We start from the raw sequence: 17,647 nt of genomic DNA, 5'->3' as shown, positions 1-17,647 counted from the left end.
TTGGCGCCGCCGGCGTGACCCTCGACGCGTGAGTTGCGGCCGACGTGCGGCGGGATCGGCTGGAACGTCACGAAACCAGTGAGACATTGCCGCCGGCATGGCGCTCGATGCGGCCGGCAAGGTCGAGTTCCAGCAGCACCATGGAGACTTGCGCGGCGTTGAGGCCGGTGTGGCGGATGATCTCGTCCACGCCCACCGGCGTTGGGCCCAGCGCCTCGAGCACGCCGCTGCGTTCGTCCTCACCGGGCGGGGGTGTTGCCGAAAAATCGGGTGCCTTTTCTGGCGGCGCAATGCTTCGCGTTCGCGTGCCCGCCAAGGGTGCGATCGCACCGGAAACGTCGGCCGCCTCGGTGACCAGGGTGGCGCCATCCTTGAGCAGCCCGTTGGAGCCGGCGCAGCGCGGATCGAGCGGCGAACCCGGTACGGCAAAGACCAGCCGGCCCATCTCGCCGGCCAGGCGCGCGCTGATCAGCGAGCCGGAGCGTTGCGCAGCTTCGATCACCACCAGTCCGAGGGCGGCGCCCGCGACAAGCCGGTTGCGGCGCGGAAAATCCTGCGCCCGCGGCTGCCAGCCGAACGGCATTTCCGAAATAACGGCGCCGCCACGCTCGGCAATGTCTTCGCACAAGCCGATATTTTCGGGCGGGTAGGGGACATCGAGCCCACCGGCCAGCACACCCACTGTACCAGTCGAGAGACTGCCCTGGTGTGCTGCCGTGTCGATGCCGCGCGCCAGGCCGGAAACGATGACGTAGCCGTCGCGGCCAAGATCCGCCGCCAGCATGCGCGCCATCTTGATGCCGGCGAGCGACGCGTTGCGGGCGCCGACGATGGCCACCGCCGGCAGGCGAAAGACGGCTGCCTCGCCCTTCACGGCAATCAGTGGCGGCGGATTGTCCATGTTTTTCAGCATCGGCGGGTAGTCGGCCTCGCCGATGCCGACGAAGCGGGCGCCGTTTTCACTGGCTGCGTCGAGTTCCGCTTCGGCTTCCTCCACGGAAGGAATGCGCATGATCCTTTTGGCTCCGCCCGAAATCATCAGCTCGGGCAGCATCTCCAACGCCGCCTCCGCCGAACCAAAGCGGTTGATCAATTCGCGAAACGAGGTCGGGCCGACATTTTGGGTGCGGATCAGCCGCAGCCAGCTCAGCCGCTGCCGGTCGCTGAGGCGCGGCCCGGCGGCGGGCTTGCTCAACCCTTGGCTCCGATCTTGCCTTCGGTGCCGGCAAGAAGGCGCGAAATGTTGGCGCGATGTTTGAAGATGACGATCAGGCTCATCACCAGGAACAGCCCGGCGGTCTCAGGTGTGCTCCAGAAATAAAGCGGGATCGGCACGATGACCGCCGCCGTCAGCGCTGCCAGTGAGGAATAGCGAAACAGAAAAGCCATCGCCAGCCAGACGACGATAAAGATCAGCGCCACATGCCAGCCGAGCGCGATCAGCACGCCGAGATAGGTCGCCACGCCCTTGCCGCCCTTGAAACCGAGCCAGACCGGATACAGATGGCCAAGGAAGGCGCCAAGGCCTGCCCAGAGCCCAAGGCCGGCCCACAGTCCGTAGTCGTGTCCAAAATGGCGCGCGATCATCACCGCCGCCGTACCCTTCAACGCGTCGAGCACCAGCGTCGCGGCGGCGAGGCCCTTGTTGCCGGTGCGAAGAACGTTGGTGGCGCCGATATTGCCGGAGCCGATTTTGCGCACATCGCCGAGGCCGGCCGCGCGGGTGATCAAGAGGCCGAAGGGAATCGAGCCGAGGAGATAGCCGAACAGCAATGCCAGGATAACGTTATAACTCATTGTTTGCCCCCGCATTTCCCCAGCAACATATCGGTCTGCGACGTGGCGCGATCGCTCTAGCTCGAAAACACTGTGCGGCCCGCCACCAGCGTTTGCAAGACCATGCCTTGCAGCCGCGCACCTTCGAAGCAGGTGTTTTTCGAGCGCGAGCGGATGCCGCTTTCACTCACGATCCAGGGTTCTTCGAGGTCGATCAGCGCAAGATCGGCCGGCGCTCCCGGCTTCAGCGTGCCGCCCGGCAGGCCGAACAGCCTTGCTGGTGCGGTGGACAGTGTTTCGACCAGCCGAAGTAGCGGCACGTCACCATTGTGGTAGAGCCGAAGCGCTGCTCCAAGCAGCGTCTCCAACCCGATCGCGCCGGCAGCTGCATCGGCGAAGGGAAGGCGCTTGGTGTCGACATCCTGCGGGTCGTGCGAGGAGACGATGATGTCGATCGTGCCGTCCTTGACCGCCTCGATCATGGCCAGCCGGTCTTCCTCCGCGCGCAAAGGCGGCGTCAGCCGGAAGAAGGTGCGGTATTCCCCCACATCGTTCTCGTTCAGCGACAGATTTTGGATCGCCACGCCCGCCGTGACATTGGCCTGGTCGGCTTTCGCCCGCGTCATCGCTTGCGCTGCCATCGCCGTCGAGATCTTGGCCGCGTGGTAGGCGCCGCGCGTCAGCCGTGCCAGCGCCAGGTCGCGCTCCAGCGGGATGGACTCGGCCTCGCGCGGAATGCCGGCAAGGCCGAGCCAGCTGGCATACAGGCCTTCATTCATCACGCCTGCCGAAGCGAGGTCGCCATCCTGTGTCTCATGTGCGATGACGCCACCGAAATCGCGGGCATAGGTGAGAGCCCGGCGCATCACCAGTGCGCTGGATATTGTGTGCCGCCCATCGGTGAAGGCGACCGCACCGGCCTCGCGCAACAGGCCGAATTCGGTCATCTCGCGACCGGCGAGGCCTTTGGTGATCGCCGCCGCCGGAAAGATGTTGACGCTTGCCGTGTCCCGGGCGGTGCGCAGCACGAATTCGACCAGCGCGACATTGTCGATCACCGGGTCCGTGTCGGGCATCATAACGACGGAGGTAACGCCGCCGGCCGCCGCCGCAACGCTGGCCGAAGCGATGGTCTCGCGATGTTCGCCGCCCGGTTCGCCGATGAAGACGCGCGCGTCGATCAGGCCGGGAATGATTGCCTTGCCGGCGCAGTCGACCACGGTGGCTCCCGCCGGCAGGCCCTGGTTCAGGGCAGCCTTGCCGGCGGCAACGATCTTTTTCCCCTCGACGATCACGGTGCCGACCTCGTCGAAGCCGCGTGACGGGTCGACGATGCGGGCGCGCTCAAAGACCGTCGTGCTCATGCGCTCCGGCCCTCGTTGCGGCGCGGGTCGAGCAGCGCTTCCATCACCGCCATGCGCACGGCGACACCCATCTCGACCTGTTCCTGGATGACGCTTTGCGGACCGTCGGCGATTTCGGACGCAATCTCGACGCCGCGGTTCATCGGACCGGGATGCATCACCAGCGCGCCGTCCTTGGCGGCCTTCAGCTTTTCGGCATCGAGGCCGAAATAGCGGAAATATTCGCGTACCGAAGGCACGAAGGCGCCTTCCATCCGCTCACGCTGCAGGCGCAGCATCATCACCACGTCGGCGCCCTTGAGGCCCTCGGCCATCGAGCGCGAGACGATGACGCCCATTTTCTCGATGCCGGTGGGCAGCAGCGTCGACGGCGCCACGACCCGCACCTGCGCGCCAAGCGCGTTCAAGAGCATGATGTTGGAACGCGCGACGCGCGAATGCAGGATGTCGCCGCAGATCGCTACGATCAGTTTCGACAGCGGCCCCTTGGCGCGGCGGATAGTCAGCGCGTCGAGCAGCGCCTGCGTTGGGTGTTCATGCGCGCCGTCGCCGGCATTGACCACCGAGCAGCCGACCTTCTGCGCCAAAAGGGCGGCGGCACCCGCAGACTGGTGGCGGATGATCAGGATGTCGGGGCGCATGGCGTTCAGCGTCATCGCCGTGTCGATCAGCGTCTCGCCCTTCTTCACCGAAGAGCTCGCCACCGACATGTTCATGACGTCGGCGCCGAGCCGTTTCCCGGCCAGTTCGAACGACGACTGCGTGCGCGTCGAGGCTTCGTAGAAGAGGTTGATCTGGGTGCGGCCGCGCAGCGTCGAGGTCTTCTTTTCGGACTGCCGCGAAATGGCGACGGCACGATCGGCCCGGTCGAGCAGAAGCTCGATGTCACCGGGGGAAAGATCGCGGATGCCCAGAAGATGGCGGTGAGGATAAAGCGGCAGGGACGAAGCGTCGGTCATCTCAAGGCGCTGCTATAGGGGGGAGAATTCCTTGCCGCAAGCGTCAGCTTGGCATTGCGACCTTTCTCCCCGGTATTTTCGTCGCGCGCGACGCCTGCCTTGGGCTATATCTAGCCGATTGCTTCGGATTCGAAGCCTTGTGATGATAAGTGCCTTTCTAGCGTTAGAAGGCCCTTCTACTTTCAGAAGGATTGGGCGTGACCGACGACGTGACCAACCAGCCGCCGCCGCTGACGGGCGGCAACGCCTGGCGGGGCGATCCGTTGCTGATCCAGCTTGCCGAGCGTTTTTCCGATCCGGTGCGCAAGGACCTCGACGGGCTTGGCCGGTTCGTCCTGACGCAGGAGGCGCAGGAGCTGGCGCGCCTCGCCAATGTCGAGACGCCGAAGCTCCGCACGCATGACCGTCAGGGCCGGCGCATCGACCTCGTCGAATTCCATCCGGCCTATCATGCGCTGATGCGCCGCTCGGTTGCCGGCGGCCTGCATTCCTCGATCTGGGAAAACGGCGATAGCGAGATCGGCCGTCGCCATCAGGTGCGCGCCGCGCGTTTCTACCTGACCGCCGAACTCGAGACCGGGCATCTCTGCCCCATCACCATGACCAGCGCTTCGCTGGCCGCCCTGATGGCCAGCCCAAAGCTGTTTCGCGAATGGGCGCCGCGCGTGACGACGCGCAAATACGACCAGAGCCAGAAGCCGCCGGTCGACAAGGCCGGGCTGACGCTCGGCATGGGCATGACCGAAAAGCAGGGCGGCACCGACGTGCGCGCCAACACCACACGGGCCGAACGCGCCGGCAGCGGCTTTTATCGCCTCACCGGCCACAAATGGTTCATGTCGGCGCCGATGTCGGACGCTTTTCTCGTGCTTGGACAGGCGTCGGAAGGGCTTTCCTGTTTTCTCGTCCCGCGCATCCTCGGCGACGGTTCCGGCAACGGCTTCCGCTTTCAGCGGCTGAAGGACAAGCTCGGCAACCGCTCCAACGCCTCATCGGAGGTAGAGTTCGTCAACACCATCGGCGAGATGGTCGGCGAGCCCGGCGCCGGTATAAAGACGATCATGGACATGGTCACGCTGACCCGGCTCGACTGCGCCGTCGCCTCGTCGGCAATCATGCGAGCGGGGTTGGCTGAGGCCGTGCATCACGCCCGTCACCGCCAGGTGGCCGGCTCGACGCTGATCGAACAGCCGCTTATGCAGCGCGTGCTGGCGGACATGGCGCTCGATGTCGCCGCCGCCACGGCACTCTCGTTCCGACTGGCGCGCTCCTTCGACGAGGCTGCCGGCGACCGCGGCGAGGCTGCCTTTGCCCGCGCCATGACCCCGGTGGTCAAATACTGGGTCTGCAAGATCGCGCCGCCACTGCTCTATGAGGCGATGGAGTGCCTCGGCGGCAATGGCTATGTCGAGGAAGCGCCGCTCGCCCGCTACTACCGCGAAGCCCCGGTCAATGCGATCTGGGAGGGCTCAGGCAATGTCATGGCGCTCGACGTGCTGCGCGTGCTCGGCCGCGCGCCCGGCCTGTTCGAGGAGGTGCTGGCCGGCATCGACCGCGATCTCGGCGCCGGCGGACGCGGAACCATTGGCGTGCTCAAGGCGGCCATGCAGGTCGCCGGCACCGATGAGGGGTCGGCCCGCCTGCTGACCGAACAGCTGGCGCTGTCGGCGGCAGCTGCGGAATTGCGCCGGCTGGGGGCAGGGCGGATTGCGGACGCCTTCGTCGAGACGCGGCTCGCCGGCCAGTGGCGCAACACCTATGGCATGCTCGATTCGCGCCACGATGCGCGCATGATCATCGACACGCTCTATCCGCCGGTGAATTGAGGGCCTTCCGCCAGGCCGTGAACGAATTTGCCTGCCTGTGGACAGCCGTTAACCTTAACGAATGGTTTCCGTTGCAGCCGCAGGCCGCAGACCCCACTGTCTTTGTCACCAAAGCAGGAATGCCATGCGGCACATTTTGACGTCCTTTCTGGCCTTGCACTGGGCGCTGGTTTTCGCCCTGCTGGCGTTCATCTGTGTCGATGGAAACCGCGGCGTTGCGGGCGCTCTGGGCGTGCTCGGCGTCGTCGTGGAAAACACTCGTCTGGCCGATCTCGACAATGCTGCCGTCGTGGCGCCGCTGGCCATCGCCTTGCTGGTCGTGGCGGTGCTGTTTTGCTGGGTCTTCGTCGAGAGCCTGGTTAACGCCGCAGCGAGCCCGGACGAAGCCGACAGTGTGGCGCGGACCGCCTTCATTTCGGCATCCGCGGTGTTGTCGCTCATCCTGATCGGCGGCGCAGCGCGAGGCATCAACGGCCTGTTTTTGGTTGTCGCCGTGCAATTGGCGGCACTTCTGGCCTCCTATGTCGCCATGCTGGCCGAGCGGAGGTCGGTCTTCGCTGTCATGGTTTCTCGGGAGGCAGAGAGCCGCGCCACCGCCCATGCCATGGCCAAGGGTGCCGCGCACGGCTCCTTGCTGTCGCGCATTTCCGGCCGTCCGGACATTGGTCCCAGCGGTCGCAGAGGCGGCTCCAGCCGCAGGGACGGTCACTGATGCGCACGCTGTTCGCATTGTGGGCCGCGCCACTCGCTCTGTTCTGGGGCTGGTTCTTCCTGTCGCTCAACGACATCAATTTCGGCTACGTCATGCTCAGCCGGCAGCTGCATGATTTCGTGTTTCAGCTCTACGGGCAGATGCTGGGCATCGATCCGGCGATCATTCCGGGCATGGTGGCAAGGGCCTGCATCTTCGACGGCTTCCTGCTGATGGCATTGTGGGCGTTTCGCCGCCGCCGCAACATCATGGCCTGGGTCAGGCGGCAGGCGGGGAATCCGGTTCCGTCCGATCGCGTGGGTCAAGCGACTGGAGCCGGTCCAGAACTCCCTGCAGAATAAAGGCCGCAGCCGCCGAATCGATCTTGCCGGCGCGCTTTCGGCGCGAGAAATCCATCTCGATCAGCGTCCGCTCCGCCGCCACCGTCGACAGCCGCTCGTCCCACAGCACAAAGGGCAGGTCGGTTATACCTGCCATGTTGCGCACGAAGGCGCGCGACTTCTGGGCGCGGGGACCTTCCGAACCGTCCATGTTGATGGGGAGACCGAGTACAAACGCGCCGACATTGTCCTTCTGCAGCTGGGCGAGCAGCGCTGCCGCATCCAGCGAAAACTTTTTGCGCAGGATGACCGCGCGCGGATGGGCGAAGGACAGGCCGCGGTCGGAAACGGCGACACCGATCGTCTTGTCGCCGAGGTCGAGCCCGGCCAGCGTCCTGCCGCCCTCCAGCCGTGCCGGCAGATCCTCGATTGCTATGATGCCCAACGGCTTTCCCCAACCAGTTTTACCGTGACCCAGTCTAACCGTGACCCAGACTTGCCGTCACAAAGAGCGCGACACGTTCTTTTGAACCGCGAGCACACTATGTCACTTTAATTTTGCTGCCGGCGTTCTATCTTCCGGCGCAACCAAAATCGAGGAACACGATCGATGAAATTGACCTGGTACGGACATTCCGCCTTCCGCGTCGAGACATCAGGCGCGAACATCCTGATCGACCCCTATCTCGTCGGCAACCCATCATGGACGAGCGGCTGGGAGGGGCCGGCGGAAGGCGTCACCCATGTGCTTCTGACCCACGGCCACAGTGATCATGTCAGCGGCGCGGTGGAGGTGCTGAAGAAGAGCGGCGCCCAGCTGGTCGCCAATTACGAGATCTGCATGTACCTGGTCGGCAAGGGCGTCGACGGCAAGAAGATCAATCCCGGCAATCATGGCGGCACCGTCGATTGCGGTGCCTTCACCACCACATTCGTGCAGGCACTGCATTCCTCGTCGTTTGGGCTCGATGGCGGCCAGAACGTCTACCTCGGCAATCCCAACGGGCTGGTCCTGCATTTCCCGGAGGACAAGACGCTCTACCATATGGGCGACACCGACATCTTCTCCGATATGGCGCTGATCGAGGAATTGCATGAGCCGAAGATCGGCCTCGTGCCGGTCGGCGACCGCTTCACCATGGGCGGCGCGGTGGCGGCCCTGGCCTGCCGGCGCTTCTTCCACTTCGACACCGTCGTGCCATGCCACTTCGGCACCTTCCCGATCATCGACGCGACGGCGGAGAAGTTCGTGGCCGGCCTCGAAGGATCAGGTGTCGACGTAGCCTTGCCAGCCATCGGCCAAACGATCACACTATAGAGCGATCGTTGAAACGATCCCTTGTCGCAAAGGGGAATTAAACCATGGGTTTGAGAGAGACTCTTTGCGTTTCGATGCTGGTCGCTGCGTCGCCCGCATCCGCCGCCGAGGACTTCATCAAGGGCGTTTACCTCCAGACCCAGGAGCTTTGCGCGCAAGCCAAAAAGGACACGCTGCAGACGCTGATCGACACCGGCAATGTCATCTTGTCGGCGGACGGCCTGCAAAGCGTCGAGTATAATTGCGAGTTCGTCCAGGTCACCAAGGCGACGCGCTCGCCGAGCTGGGCGGTCACTGCCATCTGCCAGGAGCCGGGCTTTCTCTTTCCCGATATACTGTCGATCACGCAGATGAACGCGACCCAAATCGACATCGTCTCGGTGCGCCCGACCGCCGACGAAGGCGAGCAGGCCGGCAATGGCGGCAGCTATTATCTGTGCGAGGGTGTATCGCTGCCCTAGGCTGAAATGCCGCCCTGGCATGAACGGGCTCTATCCCCAAGCACGATCGATGTTGCGCGGCACGCGCCACGCCGCTATAGCGCCATCTGGTTTTCCCAAAGGCTAAAGACATGTCCGTTGATCTGCAAACTGTGAAGCGCGTCGCGCGTCTCGCCCGCATTGCGGTGAGCGAGGAGGATGCCGAGCGCATGACCGGCGAGCTGAACGCCATTCTGGGCTTTGTCGAGCAGCTGAACGAGGTCGATGTCTCCGGCGTCGAACCGATGACATCGGTGACGCCGATGGAGATGAAGAAGCGCCAAGACATCGTCACGGACGGCAACAAGGCCGCCGATATCGTCGCCAATGCGCCGGCCACTGACGAGAATTTCTTCCTCGTGCCGAAGGTCGTGGAGTAGGCGGCCGATGGCAATCGAGATCGCGATCGAAACGCCGCTGCAGGACGATGTCCGCGCTTTGGTCGAGGAGCTCAACGCGGCTCTGCTCGAACTGACGCCGCCGGAGCATTGCTACCATCTGACGGTCGAGCAGATGGCTGGCGACGACACCACCGTCTTTATCGCCCGCGACGACAGGCAAGCCATCGGCTGCGGCGCGCTGAAGCGCCATGATGCCCGCGTCGGTGAGGTCAAGCGTATGTACACGCGGCCTTCGCATCGGGGCAGGAAGATCGGCGCCAAGATCGTCGAACATGTCGAAACGCTGGCGCGCAGCGAAGGGCTGAAGCGCCTGGTGCTTGAAACCGGCGACCGCCATCCCGCCGCCTGGACCGTCTACGAACGCGCCGGCTTCTCGCGCTGCGGGCCGGTGCTGGATTATCCCGATTCCGAGTGGTCGGTGTTTTACGAAAAGAGCCTTTGATGAGCGAACTGACCCATCTGACAATTTCGCAGGCGCGCGCCAAGCTGCGCGCCAAGGAGATTTCGGCCGTCGAAATCACCGAGGCCTATCTCGGTGCCATCGAGCGCGCCAATCCGGTGCTCAATGCCTACATCGTCGTCACCGGCGACAAGGCGCGCGATATGGCCAAAGCTTCCGACGCCAGGCTCGCCAAGGGCCAGGGCGGTGCGCTGGAAGGCATCCCGCTCGGCATCAAGGACCTGTTCGGCACCGAAGGTATCCACACCCAGGCCTGCAGCCATGTGCTGGACGGCTTCAAGCCGCGCTACGAATCGACCGTCACCGCCAATCTGTGGGCAGACGGCGCCGTCATGCTGGGCAAGCTTAACATGGACGAGTTCGCCATGGGCTCGTCCAACGAGACCTCCTATTACGGCCCTGTCGTCAATCCGTGGCGGCGTTCGCGCCTCGACACGGTGGTGATGCCGACCACGCATCAGGGCGATGGCGGTTTCGTTTCGGCCGGCGGCACCAAGACCGCGCGCACGCTGGACAATGCCCAACTGGTGCCGGGGGGCTCGTCGGGTGGCTCGGCTTCCGCCGTCTCGGCTTTCCTGTGCGCCGGCGCTACCGCCACCGACACCGGCGGCTCGATCCGCCAGCCAGCCGCCTTCACCGGCACCGTCGGCATCAAGCCGACCTATGGCCGCTGCTCGCGCTGGGGCATCGTCGCCTTCGCTTCGTCGCTCGATCAGGCCGGCCCGATCGCCCGGGACGTGCGCGATGCCGCGATCATGCTGAAGTCCATGGCCTCGGTCGACGCCAAGGACACCACTTCCGTCGACCGGCCGGTGCCGGATTACGAGGCGGCGATCGGCAAACCGATCAGGGGCATGAAGGTCGGCATTCCCCGGGAATACCGCGTCGACGGCATGCCGGAAGAGATCGAGGCGCTGTGGCAGAAGGGCATTGCCTGGCTCAGGGATGCCGGCGCCGAGATCGTCGACATCTCGCTGCCGCACACCAAATACGCTTTGCCGGCTTATTATATCGTTGCGCCCGCCGAAGCGTCATCCAATCTGGCGCGCTATGACGGCGTCCGCTACGGCCTGCGCGTGCCGGGCCAGGACATTGTCGACATGTACGAAAAGACCCGAGCCGCCGGGTTCGGTCGGGAGGTCAAGCGTCGCATCATGATCGGCACCTATGTGCTGTCGGCAGGCTATTACGATGCCTACTATCTGCAGGCGCAGAAGGTGCGCAATTTGATCAAGCGCGACTTCGAGACGGTTTTTGCCGACGGCGTCGACGTCATCCTGACGCCGGCGACGCCGTCGGCCGCCTTCGGCATCGCCGACGAGGACATGGCCGCCGATCCGGTGAAAATGTACCTCAACGACATTTTCACGGTGACCGTGAACATGGCCGGACTGCCGGGCATTGCCGTGCCTGCCGGCCTCGATGCCAAGGGCCTGCCGCTCGGCCTGCAGCTGATTGGCCGTCCCTTCGACGAGGAAACCCTGTTCCAGACAGCCGCCGTCATCGAGCAGGCGGCGGGAACCTTCCAGCCGGAGAAGTGGTGGTAGCATGCCGCCTCCGTCTCGCATTTCCATCGTCGAGACGGGAAACGAACTGCTGATCACGAACCCGCCACGCACCTCGGATTTCAGGACAGTCTTTGTCCTGATCGGGGCCGCGATCGTCGCCTACACCGGCTACATGGGATTGACGGATATGTCGTCCGCAACGCTCACCAGCGGCACGCTCGGCCTGCTGTCCTTCGTGGCGGTCATTGCCCTCTTCACCTATTTCCTGGGCAAGGATTTCATCTGGCGGGTGTTCGGCAGGGAAACCCTGCGGCTGACCGACACCGCAGCCGTGCGCTCGGTGAGGGGTTCTTTGCGAAATCGGTGGTCACTGCCTTTGAAAGGGCATCTTAGGGTCGAAATCCTCGACCACACCTATCCCACGGACGAAGTGGGACTGTCGGAAGTCATCAGCTTGACCAACGCGAACGGCGTCCTTGTTTTCGGCAGGGAGTTAAGCCGCCTCGAAGCGGAAGCGGTAGCGAGTGCGGTCGAGCACTTCATCGGCCGTCACAATTTGAGCTGGAGATAGGCAGGCAATGTTCTTCTATCTCTCCAAGATATTCTGGTTCTTCGTCCAACCACTCAACCTGGCGATCTTCCTGCTGCTTGCCGGCTTGCTCGCGGCGCTGATCGGCCGCCGGCGATTGGCGGCGACGGGCAGTGTGTTCGCCTTCCTGATTCTGGCGCTGTCGGCCTGGACGTCGCTTGGCGCCATGATGCTCAATCCGCTCGAAGAGCGCTTCCCAAAGCCGCCGCTGCCGCAGAAGGTCGACGGCATCGTCGTGCTCGGCGGCGGTTTCGAGGGCGCCATCAATCTGGCGCGCGGTGGCTATGAGCTGAATTCCGGCGGCGACCGCATGGTCGAGACGGCGATCCTTGCCCGGCGCTTTCCCGAGGCGAAAGTGGTTATCTCCGGCGGCACCGGTGAACTGTTCATCGATGGCGAGGGCGATGCGGCCACCGCGCCGCGCCTGCTCGGTGCGCTTGGCGTCGACGCCGATCGCCTGATGCTCGAGAACAAATCCCGCAACACCTATGAGAATGCGGTCTTCACCAAGGAACTGGTAACGCCGAAACCGGGCGAGACCTGGCTGCTGGTGACCTCCGCCTTCCACATGCCGCGCGCCAAGGCGCTGTTCGACAAGGCCGGCTTTCAGACGGTCCCGTGGCCGGTCGACTATCGCACCTCGGGCAAGGAAGGCTTTGGCCTGTTTCGCGACAACGCACCCGATTCGCTGCAGACCACGACCATGGCGATCCGCGAGTGGATCGGGCTCGCCGCCTATTGGCTGTCGGGCCGGATCGACCAGCTTTTCCCCGGCCCGGGCGGCTGACCGATCACCGCTTGTCGCGCCGCCGAAAAGAACTGGCGCCGCACCAGCACCGCCAGAAGCAGCAGCGTCGACAGCACGAACACGATCGGGTCGACGAACCAGCCGAGATAGCCGATCGAGAAGAACACCGCGCGCAGGCCTGAATTGAAATGCTTGCCGGCCAGCATGTTCATGCGCGCCGCGCGCCACACCGCCGTTTCGCTGACCGGGTTGCGTGACGCCTCGCCATAGGGGATCGGCACCGCGCCGATCAGGATCGTGCAGTAGTTGAACAGACGGTAGGCCCAGCCGAACTTGAAGAAGGCGAAGGCCAGGATCAGCACCAGGCCAAAGACCTTGATCTGAAAGGCGGAGCGCGATGAGGTCGCGTTCAACGGCAGGTCGTTCAGCACGGCAAGGACCTGATCCGAGGCGCCAAGCAGCGCGAAACAGCCACCGAGCGCAATCAGCGAACTGGAGGCGAAAAAGGCGGTGCCTTGCTGCAGGCCGCTCATGATGGCGGTGTCGACGATGCGGATTTCGCGCTCGGCCATGGTGCGCATCCAGGCCTCGCGCTGCACGTTCATGGCCATCGTCAACGACACCCGGCTGACCAGTCTGCCGTCGGACGCCAGCGTATGCAGCAACCATGCGAGCAGGAAGAAAGCCAGCGCCGCCAGATCAGCCGTCGACAGATGGAAGGAATCGCCCATGCCCCCTTTTACCACAGGCAAAGCGGTCAGTTCGATGCTCCAATGCATGCCGCCCAGAGGTGAGCTGCGGTTCTGGGACAACGACATGCATTGAAACAAGAACTTAAAGCGCGTCGCATGAATCCGTTTCAGCGCGACGCGCTTTCAGCCGGTGATGTCGCTGCCGGAGCAAACAAGGTCGGCAGGTGCAGCGCCGCAATCCGCAAAACAGCACAAACATCATGGAAAGTCCTATATGTAGGTCTTGATCCCATTCCCGGAGACGGCGCAGCGTGTTTCTTTCGGTTTTCGACCTGTTCAAGATCGGCATCGGACCGTCGAGTTCGCACACGATGGGACCGATGACAGCGGCGCGGCGGTTTCTCGACGAGATCGCCGGAGACGACTGGCCGCGCCCGGCCGGCGCGAAAGTTGATCGTCTGGGCGCCAGCCTGCACGGTTCGCTCGCCTATACCGGTATCGGCCATGGCTCGGATCGCGCCGTTGTCCTCGGCCTTGCTGGCCTGACACCGCAGACGGTCGATCCCGATCAGGCCGAAGGCATCGCCACGCGCATCGCCGCCGAGAAGCGGATATCGCCACACGGCCATCCCTCCTATCGCTTCGACCCGGCGACGGATCTGGTGCTCGACCGCAAGACGCCGCTCACCGGCCACGCCAACGGCATGGCCTTCTACGCTTACGATGCCGGCGACCGGCTGCTGCTCAAGCGCATCTACTATTCCATCGGCGGCGGCTTCGTGGTGTCCGAGGAAGAGCTGCAGCGGATGAAGGTGAAGGGCTCGGTGACCACAGAAGGCAAGAAGGTGCCCTATCCCTTCAAGAATGCCGTCGAGATGCTGAAGATGGCAGGCAAAAGCGGCCTGTCTATCGCCGACATGAAGCGCATCAATGAAGAGACGCATATGTCGCGCGAGGAGCTCGACAGCGGCCTTGATGCGATCTGGGGCGCCATGAAGGGCTGCATCGACCGCGGCCTGTCGCAGGACGGCATCATGCCGGGCGGGCTGAAAGTGCGCCGTCGTGCCCGCATGCTGCACGACAAGCTGCAGGAGCAATGGCAGCAGAACAAGCCCAACCCTTTGCTGGCCAATGACTGGCTGTCGATCTACGCCATGGCGGTGAACGAAGAGAACGCCGCCGGTGGACGCGTCGTCACCGCGCCGACCAATGGCGCGGCCGGCACATTGCCGGCGGTGCTGCGTTACTGGCTGCATTTCCACCCCGAGGCCGACCAGCCGAGCATCCGCGACTTCCTGCTCACGGCCGCCGCCGTCGGCGGCATCATCAAGACCAATGCCTCGATCTCCGGCGCCGAAGTCGGCTGCCAGGGCGAGGTCGGCTCGGCCTCGGCGATGGCTGCCGCGGGTCTCTGCGCCGTCATGGGCGGCACGCCCGAGCAGGTCGAGAACGCCGCCGAAATCGCGCTCGAACATCATCTCGGCATGACTTGCGATCCAGTCGGCGGTCTCGTCCAGGTGCCTTGCATCGAGCGCAACGCGCTCGGCGCCGTCAAGGCGGTCACCGCCGCCTCTCTGGCGATCAAAGGCGACGGCGTCCATTTCGTGCCGCTCGACGCCGCGATCGAAACAATGCGCCAGACGGGCCTCGACATGAACGAGAAGTACAAGGAAACCAGCCTTGGCGGGCTCGCCGTCAATGTCGTGGAATGCTGACCGCGCAACGCCACTGGCACTGTGGAGAAGTCGGGCAGGGCCGTTGACGCAATCGCGCGCCGGACTAAACCTTAAGCGATGGCACTCAATCTCCTAAAACTGTGCGTCGGTTGCGACAGCGTCGAGGACCTCGAAGAATGGATCGCCTTTCGCGTCGATGAGCGCCGCCGCGCCGGCGAACCCGCCGAGCACTGGCACACCACCCGCATGGTGCCGGCGCGCGGCGCCGAGGTGACCGATGGCGGTTCGCTTTATTGGGTGATCAAGGGCAGCGTGCAATGCCGCCAGCTGATCACTGATATCAGGCCCTTCACCGACGACGAAGGCATCGGCCGTTGCCGCCTGATGCTCGACCTCGACGTCGTGCGCACCGACTGGCAGCCGCGCCGCGCCTTCCAGGGCTGGCGTTATCTCAAACCTTCGGATGCGCCCGCCGATATCGGCAAGGGCAAGGCCGGAATGGTCGAGATGCCGCCGAAACTGAAGCGCGAGCTCGCCGATCTGGGCTTGCTGTAGAGCCAAGGGCGCGGCCGCTTCTCCCAGAGCGTCGAGCGCTGGCCCTTCATCTTGTCCAAGGCTGGACTTGCAAGGGGGCCGACAACGCCACATCTTGCTTCTTATGAGCGACAAGAAGCAGCGCGTGCCCGCAAGGGCCAGTCCTGCGCCGGTCAAGCCTCAATCCAATGCCGGCGAGATCGACGCCTTCATCCGTCAGGCCCGGACGCTTGTCGCGTCCGCGACCGGCACGGGCCGGCTGATCCTTGCCCTCGACGCAACGATGAGCCGCCAGCCGACCTGGGATCTCGCCACCAAGCTGCAGGGCGAAATGTTCGACGCCGTCGGCAAGGCCGGAACTCTCAGCGTCCAACTTGCCTATTTTCGCGGGTTGGGCGAGTGCCGCTCGTCGGCTTTTGTCGCCGACACCAATGCCCTGAAGCAGCTGATGACGCGGATCGACTGCCGTGCCGGCCACACCCAGATCGGCAAGGTGCTGGCGCATGCGCTGAAGGAAACGGCGGCGGCCAAGGTCAATGCGCTGGTCTATATCGGCGACGCCATGGAAGAGGATATCGACGACCTGGCGCAGAAGGCCGGCAGCCTCGGTCTGCACGGCGTTCCCGTCTTCGTCTTCCAGGAAGGCCATGATCCCGGCGCAGAAAAGGCGTTCAAGGAGATTGCGCGGCTGTCCAAAGGGGCTTGGTTCCGATTTGATCGGCGGGCTGCCGCGACCTTGGCCGGGCTGCTTTCGGCGGTTGCCCTCTATGCGACGGGTGGATTGAAGGCGCTCGAGGCAAGGGACAGGCCGGGAGATCGGCTGCTGATCGAGCATCTCAGGGGCGGCGGGAATTGATGGGCGCTATCATTGCACTTGTTGCACTGTTTCTGGTGCTGCTCGGCGCGGCGACGATCTTTGTCCGTGCCGATGCGCAAAAACTGGCAAGCGGCATGCGCACGCTCGGGCCGGTGCTTCTGGCGCTGGTTGGCCTTGCCGTGCTGGTGGTCGGGCGCGAAGGCATTGCCGGCCTCATCCTGGCCGCGGCCCTTGCCTGGTACGGTTCGATGCGAATGAAGCGGCCGTCGGTCGGGCCGGCGCCCGGCAAGCGCTCGACGGTGCGGACCGCCGCACTGGAAATGGAGCTTGATCACGATACGGGCGGGCTTGAAGGCCTGGTTCTGGCCGGCCGCCATGAAGGCAAGATGCTGGGCGCGATGGGCCTGGCCGAGCTGCAGCAGCTTTACCGCGAACTCCCCGGCGACCCGGAGAGCCGCCAGCTCCTAGAGACGTATCTTGACGGCCGTTTTCCCGTCTGGCGCAAAGACGCTGAGGCGAACGGTGGCGAAGGGCTGGGTGTTGCGCCAGGTGCGGGCGCCATGACTAAGGAGGAGGCCTACAAGATCCTTGGTCTTGAAGCGGGGGCCGCCGCGGCGGATGTCCGCAAGGCGCACCGCCGCCTGATGCAGCGCCTGCACCCCGACATCGGCGGCACGTCTTTCCTGGCGGCGCGGATCAACGAAGCCAAGGACGTCTTGCTCTCCAATCACAACTAGTCTCCTTCGACGCAGTAAATTTTCGGGAGATGGTTCCGACGCCGCCCTACTGTTGGACGGCGTAGCAGGCGATTTTCTTTTTCTTCAGGGCATTGCAGGCATTCCAGGCCGCGTCCTTCGAGCGGAAGCCGCCGAACCGGGCGCGGTAATAGGTCTCGCCATCCTTTTCGAAGGCGACGGTGAAACCGGAAGCAGCCCCAAGAACTTTGGGCGCCTGCTTGGCGGTCTTGTCTAGGAAAGCCTGGGCTTCGGACTGCTTGGGCGACGACGCCACCTGCACCGCCCAACCAGCCGGCACCGAGGCCGTGTTGACCGGGTCGACCGCCTGTGGGGATACAGGCGTGGGTTCGGCATAGGCAGCCACAATCTGCGCAGTTTCGACCTTCGGCGCCGTCACGATGACGGTCTTGACCTTCCTGGTCTTGACGACGGGGGCGGGCTCTTCGACCGCGGCCACCGTCTGTTCGTCGGCAGACTGGCCTTCAGCAGACTGCTCGTCAGCGGATGTCGGATCGTCATTGGACGCTACGGCATCGTCTTCAACGATCGGCTTGCCATCCGGCGTCGGCGCGTCATGCTTGGGCAGGAAGACCTTGGCCAGCGCCTTGACCGGATTGTCGCCGCCGGCCTTGGCGACCAGGGCGCCGCCGCCGCGGGTCGATGCGCGCGGCATGTAGGCGTTGATCAGGCCGGCCATCTGGTTGTCGCGGCTGCGCCCCGAAGTGCCGCCC

At 64.3% G+C, this 17,647-nt stretch carries 21 protein-coding genes; 14 read left to right on the top strand and 7 right to left on the bottom strand.

All coding sequences use genetic code 11. From position 1 onward, the window contains the following. Window positions 1–67: 67 nt before the first annotated feature. Genes dprA through NKI06_RS25895 form a run of 4 tightly spaced genes read right to left on the bottom strand, consistent with a single transcriptional unit; the run spans window position 68 to window position 4,099 of the window. Entirely contained in the window at window positions 68–1,195 is a 1,128-nt protein-coding gene (gene dprA, locus NKI06_RS25910) for a DNA-processing protein DprA (RefSeq protein ID WP_352518802.1), read from the bottom strand. Continuing rightward, entirely contained in the window at window positions 1,192–1,797 is a 606-nt protein-coding gene (plsY, locus tag NKI06_RS25905) for a glycerol-3-phosphate 1-O-acyltransferase PlsY (protein WP_352518801.1), read from the bottom strand. The genes dprA and plsY overlap by 4 nt, the downstream gene beginning before the upstream one ends. Window positions 1,798–1,853: 56 nt before the next feature. Further along, window positions 1,854–3,140 (bottom strand): dihydroorotase, encoded by a 1,287-nt coding sequence (locus NKI06_RS25900; protein WP_352518800.1) that lies wholly within the window; start codon window positions 3,138–3,140, stop codon window positions 1,854–1,856. Continuing rightward, window positions 3,137–4,099: an aspartate carbamoyltransferase catalytic subunit gene (locus NKI06_RS25895; RefSeq protein WP_023696535.1), complete on the bottom strand. Its 963-nt coding sequence runs from the start codon at window positions 4,097–4,099 to the stop codon at window positions 3,137–3,139. The genes NKI06_RS25900 and NKI06_RS25895 overlap by 4 nt, the downstream gene beginning before the upstream one ends. A gap of 197 nt (window positions 4,100–4,296) precedes the next feature. On the opposite strand from NKI06_RS25895, the gene NKI06_RS25890 reads away from it, so the two are divergent. The 3 genes from NKI06_RS25890 (at window position 4,297) to NKI06_RS25880 (ending at window position 6,978) form a co-directional block, all read left to right on the top strand. Beyond that, a complete protein-coding gene (locus NKI06_RS25890; protein ID WP_352987581.1) occupies window positions 4,297–5,925 on the top strand; it encodes a DNA alkylation response protein in 1,629 nt (542 codons plus the stop codon). Between the two features lie 124 nt (window positions 5,926–6,049). Next, window positions 6,050–6,637, top strand: coding sequence for a hypothetical protein (locus tag NKI06_RS25885; RefSeq protein ID WP_023726664.1), 588 nt, complete (start codon window positions 6,050–6,052; stop codon window positions 6,635–6,637). After that, entirely contained in the window at window positions 6,637–6,978 is a 342-nt protein-coding gene (locus tag NKI06_RS25880; RefSeq protein ID WP_023670995.1) for a DUF6105 family protein, read from the top strand. Before NKI06_RS25885 ends, NKI06_RS25880 begins: the two co-directional genes overlap by 1 nt. On the opposite strand, the gene ruvX is transcribed toward NKI06_RS25880, so the two are convergent. Next, window positions 6,896–7,402 carry a Holliday junction resolvase RuvX gene (gene ruvX / locus NKI06_RS25875; RefSeq protein WP_023688595.1) on the bottom strand — a complete coding sequence of 169 codons (507 nt, stop codon included), beginning with the start codon at window positions 7,400–7,402 and terminating at the stop codon, window positions 6,896–6,898. The two genes, NKI06_RS25880 and ruvX, sit on opposite strands and share 83 nt — an antisense overlap. Before the next feature lie 165 nt (window positions 7,403–7,567). Here ruvX and NKI06_RS25870 point away from each other — a divergent pair, with 165 nt between their 5' ends. The 7 genes from NKI06_RS25870 to NKI06_RS25840 all read left to right on the top strand — a co-directional run bounded on the left by NKI06_RS25870 (window position 7,568) and on the right by NKI06_RS25840 (window position 12,499). Continuing rightward, window positions 7,568–8,275 carry a metal-dependent hydrolase gene (locus NKI06_RS25870; RefSeq protein ID WP_023670997.1) on the top strand — a complete coding sequence of 236 codons (708 nt, stop codon included), beginning with the start codon at window positions 7,568–7,570 and terminating at the stop codon, window positions 8,273–8,275. 44 nt (window positions 8,276–8,319) lie between these two features. Next, window positions 8,320–8,736 carry a hypothetical protein gene (locus NKI06_RS25865; protein ID WP_023670998.1) on the top strand — a complete coding sequence of 139 codons (417 nt, stop codon included), beginning with the start codon at window positions 8,320–8,322 and terminating at the stop codon, window positions 8,734–8,736. A 110-nt stretch (window positions 8,737–8,846) separates the two neighbouring features. Then, window positions 8,847–9,134 (top strand): Asp-tRNA(Asn)/Glu-tRNA(Gln) amidotransferase subunit GatC, encoded by a 288-nt coding sequence (gene gatC, locus NKI06_RS25860; protein WP_023670999.1) that lies wholly within the window; start codon window positions 8,847–8,849, stop codon window positions 9,132–9,134. Between the two features lie 7 nt (window positions 9,135–9,141). Continuing rightward, entirely contained in the window at window positions 9,142–9,597 is a 456-nt protein-coding gene (locus NKI06_RS25855; protein WP_352987580.1) for a GNAT family N-acetyltransferase, read from the top strand. Further along, window positions 9,597–11,162, top strand: a complete 1,566-nt coding sequence (locus NKI06_RS25850; protein WP_023688592.1) for an amidase — start codon at window positions 9,597–9,599, stop codon at window positions 11,160–11,162. Before NKI06_RS25855 ends, NKI06_RS25850 begins: the two co-directional genes overlap by 1 nt. Before the next feature lies 1 nt (window position 11,163). Further along, complete coding sequence (locus tag NKI06_RS25845; protein WP_023754882.1) at window positions 11,164–11,694, top strand: hypothetical protein; 531 nt, start codon at window positions 11,164–11,166, stop codon at window positions 11,692–11,694. A 7-nt stretch (window positions 11,695–11,701) separates the two neighbouring features. Then, window positions 11,702–12,499, top strand: coding sequence for a YdcF family protein (locus NKI06_RS25840; RefSeq protein WP_023754881.1), 798 nt, complete (start codon window positions 11,702–11,704; stop codon window positions 12,497–12,499). On the opposite strand, the gene NKI06_RS25835 is transcribed toward NKI06_RS25840, so the two are convergent. Beyond that, window positions 12,448–13,191 carry a DUF599 domain-containing protein gene (locus NKI06_RS25835; RefSeq protein ID WP_023671004.1) on the bottom strand — a complete coding sequence of 248 codons (744 nt, stop codon included), beginning with the start codon at window positions 13,189–13,191 and terminating at the stop codon, window positions 12,448–12,450. The genes NKI06_RS25840 and NKI06_RS25835 overlap by 52 nt on opposite strands. 272 nt (window positions 13,192–13,463) lie before the next feature. Between NKI06_RS25835 and NKI06_RS25830 the strand changes: the two genes are divergently transcribed. From NKI06_RS25830 to NKI06_RS25815, 4 genes are all read left to right on the top strand, one after another. Beyond that, window positions 13,464–14,867, top strand: a complete 1,404-nt coding sequence (locus tag NKI06_RS25830) for an L-serine ammonia-lyase (protein ID WP_023738706.1) — start codon at window positions 13,464–13,466, stop codon at window positions 14,865–14,867. A 78-nt stretch (window positions 14,868–14,945) separates the two neighbouring features. Then, entirely contained in the window at window positions 14,946–15,383 is a 438-nt protein-coding gene (locus NKI06_RS25825; RefSeq protein WP_023815779.1) for a DUF1489 family protein, read from the top strand. Between the two features lie 103 nt (window positions 15,384–15,486). Beyond that, window positions 15,487–16,218: a VWA domain-containing protein gene (locus NKI06_RS25820; RefSeq protein ID WP_352987578.1), complete on the top strand. Its 732-nt coding sequence runs from the start codon at window positions 15,487–15,489 to the stop codon at window positions 16,216–16,218. Then, on the top strand, window positions 16,218–16,916 hold the full coding sequence (locus tag NKI06_RS25815; protein WP_023700739.1) for a DnaJ domain-containing protein: 699 nt from the start codon (window positions 16,218–16,220) through the stop codon (window positions 16,914–16,916). The genes NKI06_RS25820 and NKI06_RS25815 overlap by 1 nt, the downstream gene beginning before the upstream one ends. Window positions 16,917–16,962: 46 nt before the next feature. Here NKI06_RS25815 and NKI06_RS25810 read toward each other — a convergent pair. Beyond that, window positions 16,963–17,647, bottom strand: a 685-nt coding sequence (locus NKI06_RS25810) for an SPOR domain-containing protein (RefSeq protein ID WP_352987577.1), incomplete at its 5' end; no start/stop codon positions are given.

Origin of the sequence: Mesorhizobium sp. M0772 (assembly GCF_040320135.1) — a bacterium.
Lineage (GTDB): Bacteria > Pseudomonadota > Alphaproteobacteria > Rhizobiales > Rhizobiaceae > Mesorhizobium.
Note: the sequence above shows the minus strand (reverse complement) of the source record. Positions and strands in the feature narration are given on the sequence as shown.

What these genes read in the sequence shown, in the direction of transcription:
- plsY (WP_352518801.1), bottom strand. Translation starts at nt 1,797, where the DNA reads ATGAGTTATAACGTTATCCTGGCATTGCTGTTCGGCTATCTCCTCGGC.
- NKI06_RS25820 (WP_352987578.1), top strand. Translation starts at nt 15,487, where the DNA reads ATGAGCGACAAGAAGCAGCGCGTGCCCGCAAGGGCCAGTCCTGCGCCG.
- NKI06_RS25825 (WP_023815779.1), top strand. Translation starts at nt 14,946, where the DNA reads ATGGCACTCAATCTCCTAAAACTGTGCGTCGGTTGCGACAGCGTCGAG.
- NKI06_RS25895 (WP_023696535.1), bottom strand. Translation starts at nt 4,099, where the DNA reads ATGACCGACGCTTCGTCCCTGCCGCTTTATCCTCACCGCCATCTTCTG.
- NKI06_RS25900 (WP_352518800.1), bottom strand. Translation starts at nt 3,140, where the DNA reads ATGAGCACGACGGTCTTTGAGCGCGCCCGCATCGTCGACCCGTCACGC.
- gatC (WP_023670999.1), top strand. Translation starts at nt 8,847, where the DNA reads ATGTCCGTTGATCTGCAAACTGTGAAGCGCGTCGCGCGTCTCGCCCGC.
- NKI06_RS25865 (WP_023670998.1), top strand. Translation starts at nt 8,320, where the DNA reads ATGGGTTTGAGAGAGACTCTTTGCGTTTCGATGCTGGTCGCTGCGTCG.
- NKI06_RS25840 (WP_023754881.1), top strand. Translation starts at nt 11,702, where the DNA reads ATGTTCTTCTATCTCTCCAAGATATTCTGGTTCTTCGTCCAACCACTC.
- NKI06_RS25880 (WP_023670995.1), top strand. Translation starts at nt 6,637, where the DNA reads ATGCGCACGCTGTTCGCATTGTGGGCCGCGCCACTCGCTCTGTTCTGG.
- NKI06_RS25815 (WP_023700739.1), top strand. Translation starts at nt 16,218, where the DNA reads ATGGGCGCTATCATTGCACTTGTTGCACTGTTTCTGGTGCTGCTCGGC.
- NKI06_RS25855 (WP_352987580.1), top strand. Translation starts at nt 9,142, where the DNA reads ATGGCAATCGAGATCGCGATCGAAACGCCGCTGCAGGACGATGTCCGC.
- NKI06_RS25885 (WP_023726664.1), top strand. Translation starts at nt 6,050, where the DNA reads ATGCGGCACATTTTGACGTCCTTTCTGGCCTTGCACTGGGCGCTGGTT.
- NKI06_RS25845 (WP_023754882.1), top strand. Translation starts at nt 11,164, where the DNA reads ATGCCGCCTCCGTCTCGCATTTCCATCGTCGAGACGGGAAACGAACTG.
- NKI06_RS25835 (WP_023671004.1), bottom strand. Translation starts at nt 13,191, where the DNA reads ATGGGCGATTCCTTCCATCTGTCGACGGCTGATCTGGCGGCGCTGGCT.
- NKI06_RS25850 (WP_023688592.1), top strand. Translation starts at nt 9,597, where the DNA reads ATGAGCGAACTGACCCATCTGACAATTTCGCAGGCGCGCGCCAAGCTG.
- NKI06_RS25870 (WP_023670997.1), top strand. Translation starts at nt 7,568, where the DNA reads ATGAAATTGACCTGGTACGGACATTCCGCCTTCCGCGTCGAGACATCA.